This window comes from Halorubrum sp. AJ67 (assembly GCF_000513435.1).
Genome location: NZ_CBVY010000005.1, coordinates 106,435 through 118,451 on the forward strand (window position 1 = coordinate 106,435; position 12,017 = coordinate 118,451).

General features: G+C 65.6%; 11 protein-coding genes and 1 pseudogene. 5 read left to right on the top strand and 7 right to left on the bottom strand.

The window, feature by feature from the left end; translation table 11 throughout:
- Positions 1 to 657 precede the first annotated feature (657 nt).
- Positions 658 to 1,206, bottom strand: coding sequence for a hypothetical protein (locus BN903_RS06700; RefSeq protein ID WP_048077003.1), 549 nt, complete (start codon positions 1,204 to 1,206; stop codon positions 658 to 660).
- Positions 1,207 to 1,400: 194 nt separating this feature from the next.
- Here BN903_RS06700 and BN903_RS15190 point away from each other — a divergent pair, with 194 nt between their 5' ends.
- Both BN903_RS15190 and BN903_RS15195 read left to right on the top strand, forming a co-directional pair.
- Positions 1,401 to 2,012, top strand: coding sequence for a hypothetical protein (locus BN903_RS15190; protein WP_052334932.1), 612 nt, complete (start codon positions 1,401 to 1,403; stop codon positions 2,010 to 2,012).
- 128 nt (positions 2,013 to 2,140) lie between these two features.
- Positions 2,141 to 3,082: a response regulator transcription factor gene (locus BN903_RS15195; protein WP_052334933.1), complete on the top strand. Its 942-nt coding sequence runs from the start codon at positions 2,141 to 2,143 to the stop codon at positions 3,080 to 3,082.
- Between the two features lie 11 nt (positions 3,083 to 3,093).
- Here BN903_RS15195 and BN903_RS06715 read toward each other — a convergent pair whose 3' ends face one another.
- From BN903_RS06715 to BN903_RS15200, 3 genes are all read right to left on the bottom strand, one after another.
- A complete protein-coding gene (locus BN903_RS06715) occupies positions 3,094 to 4,260 on the bottom strand; it encodes a signal peptidase I (RefSeq protein ID WP_048077004.1) in 1,167 nt (388 codons plus the stop codon).
- Between the two features lie 85 nt (positions 4,261 to 4,345).
- The gene (locus BN903_RS06720; RefSeq protein ID WP_048077005.1) at positions 4,346 to 5,464 is read right to left on the bottom strand and encodes a DUF5305 domain-containing protein; all 1,119 of its coding nucleotides are present in this window, start codon (positions 5,462 to 5,464) and stop codon (positions 4,346 to 4,348) included.
- Between the two features lie 4 nt (positions 5,465 to 5,468).
- On the bottom strand, positions 5,469 to 6,908 hold the full coding sequence (locus BN903_RS15200) for a hypothetical protein (protein WP_154018068.1): 1,440 nt from the start codon (positions 6,906 to 6,908) through the stop codon (positions 5,469 to 5,471).
- A gap of 435 nt (positions 6,909 to 7,343) precedes the next feature.
- Here BN903_RS15200 and BN903_RS06730 point away from each other — a divergent pair, with 435 nt between their 5' ends.
- On the top strand, positions 7,344 to 8,387 hold the full coding sequence (locus BN903_RS06730; RefSeq protein ID WP_048077006.1) for a hypothetical protein: 1,044 nt from the start codon (positions 7,344 to 7,346) through the stop codon (positions 8,385 to 8,387).
- A 54-nt stretch (positions 8,388 to 8,441) separates the two neighbouring features.
- Here the strand turns inward: BN903_RS06730 and BN903_RS06735 are convergent, their stop codons facing one another.
- The 3 genes from BN903_RS06735 to BN903_RS06745 all read right to left on the bottom strand — a co-directional run bounded on the left by BN903_RS06735 (position 8,442) and on the right by BN903_RS06745 (position 10,316).
- A complete protein-coding gene (locus BN903_RS06735) occupies positions 8,442 to 8,963 on the bottom strand; it encodes a metal-dependent hydrolase (protein WP_048077007.1) in 522 nt (173 codons plus the stop codon).
- Between the two features lie 38 nt (positions 8,964 to 9,001).
- Positions 9,002 to 9,973: a phosphoadenosine phosphosulfate reductase family protein gene (locus BN903_RS06740; RefSeq protein WP_048077008.1), complete on the bottom strand. Its 972-nt coding sequence runs from the start codon at positions 9,971 to 9,973 to the stop codon at positions 9,002 to 9,004.
- A gap of 106 nt (positions 9,974 to 10,079) precedes the next feature.
- Complete coding sequence (locus BN903_RS06745; RefSeq protein ID WP_154018069.1) at positions 10,080 to 10,316, bottom strand: hypothetical protein; 237 nt, start codon at positions 10,314 to 10,316, stop codon at positions 10,080 to 10,082.
- A 122-nt stretch (positions 10,317 to 10,438) separates the two neighbouring features.
- On the opposite strand from BN903_RS06745, the pseudogene BN903_RS06750 reads away from it, so the two are divergent.
- A pseudogene (locus BN903_RS06750) lies at positions 10,439 to 11,373 on the top strand (NAD-dependent epimerase/dehydratase family protein).
- A gap of 420 nt (positions 11,374 to 11,793) precedes the next feature.
- Positions 11,794 to 12,017, top strand: a 224-nt coding sequence (locus tag BN903_RS06755) for an NUDIX domain-containing protein (protein ID WP_154018079.1), incomplete at its 3' end; no start/stop codon positions are given.

Below are 12,017 nucleotides of genomic sequence, written 5' to 3' on the forward strand. Positions count from 1 at the left end.
CGCGGNGGGAGCGTCGGCGGACCGATGTCCCTGACGTCGAACGACCAAGTGACCGTCGATCTGAACGGTAACGCGTCGGTGGGACCGCTTTCTATCGAGGCGTCCAGTGAGGTCGACGTGAGCCTCGGCGGCGGCTCGGAGATCGACGGAGACATCGACATCGAGACGCCCGACGGCGTGAATTTGACGCTGGATGGTAACGAGCGGATCCGTGGCGACGTGTCGATCACGAGCGAAGACGAGGTGGGAATCGAACTCTCCGGTAGCTCGACGATCGAGGGCGACGTGACGATCGACACGCCCGGCGAAGTGGAGATCGAACTCGGCGGTCGCTCGTCGATCGGCGGCGACGTGACAGTCACGAACGAGGACGAGGTGGGGATCGAGCTCGGCGGCAGCTCGTCGATCGGCGGCGGCGCGACGGTCACGAGCGAAGGCGAGGTAGCGATCGAGCTCGGCGGCAGCTCGTCGATCGGCGGCGGCGCGACGGTCACGAGCGAAGGCGAGGTAGCGATCGAGCTCGGCGGCCGCTCGTCGGTCGGCGGTGATGTCGCGATCGACACCTCGGACGAGGCGTCCGTCTCCGACTGTACCGCGGTGGTCGGGAGCGTCACCCCGCAGAGTGCGTGCGGCGGGTAGTCTCTCGACGACGCCGGTCTACTCGTCCCCCTCGTGTGCGGCCGTGATGAATAACTGGAGCTCCGCGGCCGACTCCGGGAAGTCGGAGATTCCCGACTCGGAGCTCGGAAGGAGGTCGACGGAGATCCCGAACCCGACCCCGTCGCCCGGTCCCAGCCCGCCGTCCGGCGTCAGGGTGAACGTCCCGTTCTCCTCGTCGAGGTCGCCGTCGGCGGTGATCCCGAGCGCGGCCGCGACCTCGTCCGCCTCGTCGCCGTCTCCGGCGTCGAACTCGAACCGCAGCTCGTCGTAGCCGATGTTGCCGTCGTTCACGACGCGGACGAGGTCGCCGAACTCCGTCAGCGCGTGTCGGTTCAGGCGCTCGACCGCGATCACGACCTCCCCGTCCTCGGTAGTCACGTACGGCCCGTCGTCGTTGGCGGGTTCGAGCCGGAGGTCCGAGACGACCACGACCCGCATGTCCGCGCCGGCCGACACGCTCGACGTGAACGTCCCGGCAGAGGCGGCAGCGCCGCCGCCGACGGCCGCCGAGGCGAGTCCAATGATCGTCTGTCTGCGTGTCACCATGTGTAGATTTGCGAGGAGTCGTCGGTTGGATCTCCCTAGTGGCCCGGCGGGTTTTGTATTGGCGGTCCCGTCGGGCAGCAAGGCCGGCTTGAACATCCCGACCGACCCACGAGTCCCTTTCAAGCCGAGCCAGACGCAGCGGGCGAGGCGTCAAGCGGCCCAATACAAAGTGGGTAGGGGGACATGGTGTAGATATGCCTAACAGACGCAACGTCCTGATCGGACTCGGCGGACTGGTCGCCGGCGGCGGCGCGCTCATCGGTACGGGCGCGTTTTCGACGGTGGAAGCGGAGCGAACGGTGAACGTACAGACCGCTGACGACGCCAACGCGTTCCTCGGGATCACGGCGGCACGAGATAGCGCGAGCTACGTCACCGAGACGGACGGAACCGTCCAGATCGACCTTGACGGGACGGACTCGGACGCAGGCGGTCTCAACGAGAACGCACGGACGCGCTTCGAGAACCTCGTTCAACTCCAAAACAACGGCGAACAAGAGGTTACCTCACTGACGCTCGAAGTCGAGGTGACCGGAACGACCGATAACGCCCCCCATGAAGAGGCGTTCAAGATCACTACTGAAAATGATTATACGCTAAATCCTACCTCCGGAAATCCTGTTGATCTACTCGGTAGTGATGCGAACAACGACTACTACAGTTCTGGTAACGGTACCCTCACCTCCGGCAACACGGTGACCTTCGGCGTCGAGATCGATCTACTCAACAACGAGAACATCAGCGAGATCGCCGACGACGCGTCGTTCACGCTTACCATTGGTGCGGAGACCTCGGGTTCGAACTGATCGAGGTTTGAGAGCGGTTCGGTCCCCGAAACTGTTCTTGGACCGTTCCGAAAACGTCCGACATGTCGGCCGTGAGTGCTACGTCCCGTCCCCGTGACTTATCACTCGTGCGACCAGATCTCGAATAGATGCCCCGTCCCTCCGTCGTTCTCATCGTCGAGGACGAACCCGACCTCGCCGACCAGTACGCGGCGTGGCTCGACGACGACTACGAGGTCCGGTCTACCATCGACGCCGAGACGGCCCGAGAGGAGTTCGACGCGTCGGTCGACGTCGTCCTCCTCGACCGCCAGCTTCCAGACGCCTCCGGAGCCGGACTGCTCGGTCGCCTCAGGGCGCGGGACGGCGACTTCGCGGCCGCGATGATAACCGGGATCGAGCCCGACTTCAGGGTCTTACAGCTCGACGTCGACGAGTACGTCACGAAACCAGTCGAGCGCGACGAACTCCGCGCGCTCGTCGAGCGGCTCACGGACCGGCGGGCGGTCGAGGAGGCGGTCGACGGCTACCTCTCACTTCTGGCGAAAAAACGGGCGAGCGAGGCGGACTCTTCCCACGGGGAGCCGGCGTCCGATTCACGGTCCGACTCGTCGTCCGGGGAACTGCTCGCGCGCCGCCGACAGATCGAGTCGCTGCTCGTCCGGCTGGGAACGCCCGCCGACGAGTCCTCGGCCATGTTTCCGGACGACGAAGGGCGCGTCGACGGCACCGGCGAGACCGGGGCGGGAGAGCCGCCGCTCTACCGCTCTCGACCGACCGAGTTCTACGGACTCTGGTTGCTCGCGGCGCTGACGTACGGCGTCGGCGACGTGGTCTCGACGCTGTACGCGGTCCTCGGAGTCACCGGAATCGACGAGGCCAACCCGGTGGTGGGGTCGCTCCTGACGACCTTCGGCATACCGGGCTTTCTCCTCCTGAAGTTCCTTGTCTTTCTTGTGTTGATCTCCGTGAGCGTTCAGGGCGCTCGGACCGTCGACCGGTTCTCGTACTACTGGCCGCCGGTGGTGATGGCGCTGCTCGGCGTGGGTCTCACCGCGTGGAACCTCACGACGATCGCGGGTGCCGGGTGAGGACGCCGGACTCACAGCCACTTGCGGACCGTCCGGCGAACGGTGTCGACGACGGAGGTGTCGCGGCCGGTGTCGCGGAACCGGAGCGGCTGGAACCCGACGGCGAGCGCGAAGACGACGGTGACGACGACGGCGATCACGAGGTCGATCGCCGCGATCGCGACGACAGGATGGACGGCGTGAAGGGCCACGATAACCGACAGCGGAAGGAGTCCGAGGTACTGGCGCTCGGAGATCGACCGGTAGTAGACGCCGGTCTCGTCGGGCGCGTGGATGGTCGCGGTGGTGCCCGCGCTCTGCCCGCGCCAGATCCAGTGGGTGGTCTCCGCCACCTCGACGCCCGTGCTGGCGGGCTCGATGATCGCCACCTGCGGGAAGACGCCGCTGTTCGAGATGTTGTACGTCACGGTCTGGGATCCCCCTCGTTCGATGGTCGTCGGGTTCGAACTCGGCGACTCCGAGCTCACGACCGTGATCTCGTTGACGCCCGAGGGAATCACCATGCTCGCGGTCGCCGGCACCAAGATTAGCAACAGGATGACGGCGAGCACGAGACCGGCCCGCGTCGCCCCCCTCCGCGACCGCGATCGGTCTCTGCCGCCGCGGTCGCTCCCCAGCAGATCGGCGGCGAAGCTGTACAGCAACAGCAGGACGCCGCCGCCGACCATAAGCGTCTCCACGTTCCCGTCCGCGACCGCGTCGCCGCCCGGGAGGCCGGATAGGACGCCCATCACCGCGCCGAACGCGCCTTGGAGTGCGAGCGCGACGGTCCCGATCGACGGGATGACGACCAACTCGCCGTCGAACTGGAGCGCTACCGAGACGATCTGCGACTCCTGTACCGGTGGCTCATCGCCGTCCTGATCGGTGAACGGATTGGCGTCGCCGCGGGTGACGTATCCCTCGTCGGTCTCGCCGACCACGCGGTGGGTGGTGAGCCCGCCGCCCTGGAGTTCCCGTGCGTCGAAGGTCACGACGTCTCCCTCCTCGATGTCGTCAGCCAGCACCGGGGGGACCGCGACGAACCCGTCGCCCGGTTCGAGCGTCGGCGACATGCTCCCGGTGACGACGAACCCGAAGAGGATCGGCTGGCCAAGCTGCTGACCGACGAGCATGGCGACGATAACGGCCACGAGCGCGAGCGTCGCGACCGAGCCGAGAGACGATCGAAGTTCCATCCCCTATTCGTCGGTGCGTTCGTCGGTCATACGTATATACGCCGCGGCCAAGCCACGTGTGCTGGGCGCGTTCGCTGTCGTCCGATCATCCGCCAAACCGTTCGAACTCCTCCATCGTCGTGTCCGCGTAGTTGATGAGCCAGTCCTCAGCCGGCGAGTCGGGTCGGACGTACACGTAGATGTAGTCGCCGTCGAGGACGGTGCTCACGCCCAGCTGTTCGTCTTTGATCACGCGTTTGTTCGTGTCGATGGCGACGTCGACGAGCCCCTCTAGGTCGTCGACGAGGATGGTCTGCTCGTAGTCGCGTTCGGACGGGAACGTGCCGCGAGTGATCCACTCGGAGAACTCCTGTTCCTGTTGGTGGAGTTCGAGGAGTTCCCGCTCGTCGGCGGAGAGGCCGACACGTCCCGTGCGTCTCGCGTGGACGAGCCCGCCGAGCCCGGCCAGCGCGAGCAGCGACAGGACCACCGGTGCGGTCGACTCGACTGCTCCCGATCTGACGGGCCGTTCGACCGTTCGCGTCTGCGTTTCGGTCTCGTCGACGGTCTCCATCTCGAGAACGCGGAACGTCGTCGGCGTCACCGTGATCGGCATCTCGCTCTCGTAGGTGTGCTCGACCGAGTCACCGTCGATCGTTCCCTCGATATTCGATGTCGAGACGATCCGGATCTCGATGGTTCCTACGGTACCGAGCTGTTGTTCAACCGTGTTGATCGTCTCGTATACGTCCGTAATGACTAGCGTCGCGTTGACCGTGTGTGGTGTCCCCGGATCGAGCTCCGTCGCGGTGCCTGTCGCGAGCGGCTCCGAGTACTCCCAGAGAGTCGTTTCGCCTTCGATCCCACGGTACTGAACCCGCGTCTCCGTGTTTACCTGTACCGCACCGTCGTTGGCCGCGTACTCGTACCGATAGCTGACGTCGACCTCCTCGGACAGCCTCGTGTAGTACACCGGGCGGTTCGTGACGCGCTCGCCCTCGTCGAAGGGGATCGACTCGTTCACGATGACCGAGCTGTGTTCGTAGCTCGTGGTCTCGGACCACCGCTCGGTCGTCACCTGATCGGTCTCGACGGTCTCGGTAGCGTGAACCTGATACGCCCACGCGCCGCCCGCGACCGCGACGACGAGGAGTGCGACGGCGACGACGAGGAACCACCGATCGAGCAGCGCCCGTATCCGGACTGAGCGGTCGATCTCGCCCATCCGATCACTCCAGTCGGACGCCGACCGAGTCGATCGAGACGACCTCGTCGAACAGCGGCTTGAGCGTGTTGACGTTCTGCGGGTCGCCCGCACGCGGGTCGACGTGGAAGTGCGCGATCACGCCCGCTCCCTGAAGCGTCCCGAGGAAGACGTGGAGGAACCGGAACGCGCTCTGGACGTCCTTGTACTTGAGGAGGACGTTCACCGAGTCGTAACACACGACGATCCCGTTGTCGTCTTGCGCCCAGCTCTCGACGGTTCCCGAGATGAGGATCCCGAGCCGGGTGATGTCGTTCGGATTGTTGATCGAGGCGACTTCCACCTCGTCGCGCACGTCGTCCGGAACGGACTGTGAGTAACCGATCGCGACGAGTTTCGTTCGGTGTGCCGCGCTCGCGATCGCTTCGAGCTGCTCGGGATCCATTCGGCGGTATCTGACGAGGAGTACGTCGCGCGCGGTCGCCGCCGTTTCGAGGCCGAGCAGGTCCCGACAGGCGGCGTGTTTTCGCTCGTCCTGTGACCCGCACTCGACGAGGGCGCTCGTTCCCGGCTCCAGATCGAGTCCGGCCGGCCGTTGGTAGCTCTCCTCGGGCCCAGCGGCAAGGTCACCGCCGCTCGTCGACGCGGTCCCGCCGCGCAACAGCGGCTCCGACTGACCCTCCTCCGTCGTACCAGACTCCGGAGACGCCCTCGAAGTGCCCTCGCGACTGTCCTCACGGTTCCACAGTCGACGACGCTCGGAGCGTTCTTCCCCCTCATCGTCCCCACGGGAGGCGTCGTCCCCACGGGAGGCGTCGTCCCCGCGCGAGTCGTCGTCCCCACGCGAGTCGTCGTCCCCACGGGAGTCGTCGTCTCCACGGGCGTCGTCGTCTCCACGAGAGTCGTTTTGCCCGGCCGCGTCGGCGGTCGACTCGGTCTCGGCGTCTCCGTTCCGCTCGGACGCGTCGGCGGGAACGGCGTCATCCGGGTCGTCGTCCGCCGTCGCGTCCGGTTCGCTAAGAGACGCCCGGTCGTCCGCTCTGTCGTCATCCCAGACCCGGCGACCGGCCGACGCGTCGTCGATCTGCGCCTGCTCGTCTCTCCGCCCCTCGTCGTCGGCCTTGCCGTCGGACGCCTCGGCGGGCCCTCCGTCGCGTCCGGACTCCGTCGACTCGCGCGTGTCGCGCTCGTTGTCATCCCCGATCCACTCCCACGAGTCTGCCGGACCGTTCCCGGACCGCTCTTCCGTGTCTTCCGGTCCGGCTGAGTCCGTTCCGTCGACGTCGTTCTCGCCGCCGTCGCTCCCGTCGGCGTCAGCCTCGGTCGACCCGTCCGAGCCGGACGAGGTCGATCCCTCAAGCCGCTCTCTGAACTCGCCGAACCGCGACGATCGGTCGTCCGTCCCGGTCGCTTCCGTGTCGCGCTCGTCGGCTTGTCGCTTACCGTCGTCGCGCTCGTCGCTCATCGTCGACACCGGTCCGCTCTCCGGGCGATCACAGAGTCGTTCGGAGCGTGTCCGCTCGGTCGCACGACGGGTTCCGGCGGTCGCGACGGGACGCGTCCGGTCATGGGCCGGCTCTCGGCCCGCAGGGTGGACGTGGACGCCGCTGCGGGTGCTCCGCTCGGCGTCAGTCCGTCGATCAACGCGGCCGGTTCCCTCATTCCAGCGGTCTGATACCAACTATGGTGACGCAAATGATAAATATATCGTCCGAGCGCGAGCGGCGTCCCCTCCGCGTTTCTGTTTGGATCGGGCGCGGAGTCCCCACCGAAACGCTCCCGTCACGCCCTGAGTCACGCGGTACAAGGCCGGAAGCTCACGACTTCAGTCGTGGGGTAGCCGACGCTCGCGTTATGCTTCGGAACAATTAACACCTGTACGGCCGTATATCGGCATCATATGGCCGACTCCACGGGCCGCGACAGCGGTCCGCCGATAGACGCCGACGCCTTCCAGGAGTGGGTCGAACACACCGCGGAGACCCGAGATATCGACGAACAGGAGCTGTTGAACCAGCTGGTCTCCGCGTTCTGGATCCTCGACGAGATGAACGGCGTCACCGAGGAGCGCGACCCGGTCGGCGGTGGGACGTCCCCTTATCCGCCGGAGCTGTCCGACCCCGACCGGTGGTCAGTCGGCGACGCCGAGGCCGCGTCCGGCGTCGCAGCCGACCGATCCGGTAGTAGCAGTGCCGGACGAGACGGCGACGAGGATGAGACCGCGTCCGACGACGAAGCCGCTGACGACCGCTCTCAGAAGGAAACCGAACCGGTCGACGGTCCCGAGAAGCCGGAGTCCGGAGCGGTCGCCGACGAGATCCAATCCCTTCGAGAGTCGATGTACGGGCAACTCGAGATGATCCAGACGGTCACCAAGCTCCGGCGGCAGGTCTCGGACCTGTCGCTCGATGTCGAACAGCAGCGCTCGCGGCAAGAGGAGTTCGCCGACCGGTACTCCGACAACCTGACGCGGCTCCACAGTCGGGTCGAAACGCTCGACGATCGGCTTGACGAGGGCGCGCTCGACGAGACGGAGCTCGATCGGATCGCCGAGGAGTTCTCCGCCGAGATCGACCGGCTCGACTCAACACAGCGCGAGTTTGAGACGTGGATCGACGAGGAGTTCGACGAGATCGAGGGGCTGTTCAAACAGCTCCTCGACACGACCGGCACGCTCGAAGAGCGGCTCGATACGCTCGACACCGCGGTGAGCACGCTCCGCGACGACGAGGAGACCGACCGGCTCGCCGCGCTCCGGCGAGACGCCCTCGATCTCGGAACCGACACCGGTCGCTGCGAACGCTGTGAGACGACGATCGACATCTCGATGCTCGACGAACCGAGGTGTCCCGACTGTGACGCGACGTTCGTCGCCGCGGAACCGGCCGAAAGCTGGAACCCCTTCGCGAAACCGGTCCTTCGGACCGCCGAGCGTGTGAACTGAGGACTCTTCTTCCCCCTCGTGGGGGAATCTCACGGCTGTAGCCGTGGGTGGATGTCAAGTTGCGCTAGACCGGAGTTGCTCGTTGATGTCCCGATAGAGGTAGTACACGGTGATCGCTAGTACGACCGCGGAGAACAGCGTCCACAGCCGGACATTGATCGACGCTTCGCCGGCCCAGTAGGGAACGTCCGGCCGCGGGGTCGCCGGCCGAAACGGCCACAGCATGTCGTCAGACAGCGTCGGGTTCGGTAGTGACAGTACCCGACGGTTGTCCGCGACGATATGCGAGAGGTACGCGAACGCGAACGCGCCGCCCGCTCGGAGCCGCTCGGTTCGCCACGCGTACCATCCTGCGAGACAGAGGATCGGAACCGCGACCGGCAGCGAGTGGACGAAGACGCGGCCGCTCGGGATCAGACCGAACTGGTGGGCGAGCGGCTTGTCGACGAGGTCCGGCAGCTGGCTCCCGACGAACACGATCGCGAGAAATCCTCCCGTCGGAACGTCTCGGTCGCGAACGAGGACGTACGCGATGATCGGGATGACCGCAACGATACAATGCTCGATCGGAAACATTCAGTGTCGATACCGACCGCGAGCGGTGGGTCCGCAGTTCACATGTAGCCGAGGTCGCGCAGGCGCTCCATCAGGTCTTCTTTGTCTTGGGCGCGGCCGGCGCGTTCGGTCGTTCCTTCGAGGTCTTGGAGCCACGCAGGCTCTTCGGTCGTCTTGTCCGTGGAGACCTCGCTGCCGAGCGAGCGGAAGCCGGCGAAGTACTTCGGCGAGATGGGCACGTCTTCTTGGGTGACGCCCTCGGGGAGGTCGTCGTCGGCTTGCGGGACGTACCCCTCGTCGGGGAACGCCTCGACCGTGTCGGGTACCACGAAGTTCCAGAACGCGTCCCACACGTCGGCCTCGGCGAACTGGAGGATGGGCTGGATGCGGTCGTGCGGCGGGAACAGGTCGGGGTCGTGGCGCGGCGAGAAGAACGTCTCGTCGGCGCGGGCCTCCTGTTCGTCCCAGCGGACCCCCGAGATGACGCCGTCGATGTCGTACTCTTCTAACGCGTCGTTGAGCGCGACCGTCTTCAGCAGGTGGTTGCCCACGTACGTGTCCAACAGGAACGGGAACGTGTCCTCCTCGAACTCTAAGATGTCGCGGATGTGATGCTGGTTGTGTTCGGAGAGCGCCGAAACAGGAATGTCGTCGCCCGGCTCTAAGCCGTGTTCGTCGACGTACGCGCCCACGTCGTCGTTGCGGGCGTACACCAGGTCGATGTTCCACTCGTCGGCCCAGTGTTCGACGAAGTCGGTGATCGAATCGAAGTGCTGGAAGTGGTCGATGAAGACGGCCGTGGGCTTCTCGTAGCCGTACTCCTCGGCGACCTGATTGATGAAGTACAGCGTCAGCGTGGAGTCTTTCCCGCCCGTCCACATGACCGCCGGATTGTCGTACTGTTCGAGTCCGCGGCGGGTGACCTCGACCGCCTTCTCGATTTTGTGCTGGATCGACGGGTAGTCCTCGGGGTCCTCGCCCTCGCCGTCGGCGTAATCGACGTCGACGCTCGCCGGGAAGTCCTCGCTCATACGAGTTGACCTGTCGTTATGATAAGAAGAATCTTTCCGTCTCTCTCGGCCTGTCAGAACCGCGTCTGTGCCCGTCCGTGACCGACTGTCCGGTCGCGGCCGCCGATCAGGGACTGGCCGACTCTTCGATGCCGTCCCCATCGGCGGCCGGATGCGAACTCCCGGTCACGTCGACGTCTGACGTTCGGCCCGGAGCTGGATCCGATCTGGAGACCAGCCCGACGGCCCGCCGAGAGGCTGCCCGCCCAACTCTGATAACGCCCATCGCGGTCAGCGCCGTAACGTAGACGACGAAGAGCGCGAGGAATCGCACCGCCCCGATCACCGTCTTGACGCCTGTCATCAACATATGTCTTCTCGCGAGCCATTATGTATAAATCTACGCGGGATATTATCAATTCTGATATCAAGATGGGGTGGCGTGTACTTCCAAACACATTTACAGGTCTCCCGTGAGGGGAGGGTATGAACCTCGCTGATTCACGCGTCCTCGTGACCGGGGGTGCCGGCCTCGTCGGGAGTCACCTCGCCGCGAGCCTGCTCGACCGCGGCGCGACCGTCCGCGTCGCCGACGACCTCTCGAAGGGGACCCGCGACCGCGTGCCCGACGGTGCCGCGTTCGTCGAGGCGGACCTGACCGACCCTGCGGATGTCGCCCGCGTGGTGACCGACGACCTCGATATCGTCTTCCACTTCGCGGCGTACACCGACACGAACTACGACGACGACCGCGCGCTGTTCGAGGACAACACCGCGATGACGTACAACGTGTTAGAGCGGATGCGCGAGGTCGGTATCGACCGCTTCGCGTTCACCTCCTCGTCGACGGTGTACGGCGAGGCCCCCGGCCGACGCCCGAGGACTACGCGCCGATGGAACCCATCTCCGTGTACGGCTCCGCGAAGCTCGCGGACGAGGCGTTGATCTCGACGTTCGCGCACTCGTACGGCGTCCAGTCGTGGGTGTTCCGCTTCGCGAACATCGTCGGCCCGCGCCAGCGCGGGAACGTGATCCCCGACTTCATCGAGAAGCTTGACGCCGACCCGACCGAACTGGAGATCCTCGGCGACGGCCGACAAGAGAAGTCGTACATGCACGTCTCCGAGTGCGTCGATGCGATCCAGCACGTCGTCGAGACCGCGGACGACGACCTGAACACGTACAACCTCGGGACGCGGACGACCACCTCGGTGACCCGGATCGCGGACATCGTCAGCGAGGAGCTGGGCGTCGACCCCGAGTACAGCTACACCGGCGGCGACCGCGGCTGGACCGGCGACGTGCCGAAGATGCGGCTGTCGATCGAGAAGCTGGCCGCGCTCGGTTGGGAGCCCTCGATCGAGAGCGACACGGCCGTCCGACGTGCGGCGCGCCAGCTGATCGACGAGATCGTGGACTGAAGCCGAACCGCCGTCGGTCTGTCGTTCTCTCGTTGAACCCAGCGCCGCCGGTGGCTCGGTCGTCGTCGGGAAGCGGTGCGGGTCGCCGACGACCCCGTCACTCCCAAGCGAAGGTGTGTAAATTGGACTCGCGATCGAGCAGCGTACAGAGTACGCGGACGATGTCACCGACACACGGTCGTTACACGGCTCACTCTCTCCTCGGTCTTGTACCCGACCGGTTCGGTGTATCCGACAAGTGGTGTGCTGTCGCTCCGTGCGATCGCTTTTGACTGCTCGTCAGTGACCCACGACTGAAGTCGTGGGCTTCCGCTTCGTGCCTCTGTGAGTCCGCCACCCTCGCCGCGTTTGTGTTGCCCCCTCGGGTGCGGGCTTCCCCTGAGGAACACGTTAATATACTACTGATCTGAAACAAGACGTATGACTGACACACCGCTCCGAGCGACGGTCACCCAGCGTGGCGTCGTCGTCACGCCGGACGAGCACGTCCTCGTCGTCCAACGGGCGTCAGACGGCGGGTGGGAGCTTCCGGGTGGTCGAGTCGATCGCCGGGAGGATGCCACTGCGGGGCTCGTGCGCGAACTGCGCGAGGAGACGTCGCTCGACCCGGAGGTCGTCGCGCCGGTGGACACCGTCACGTCGTA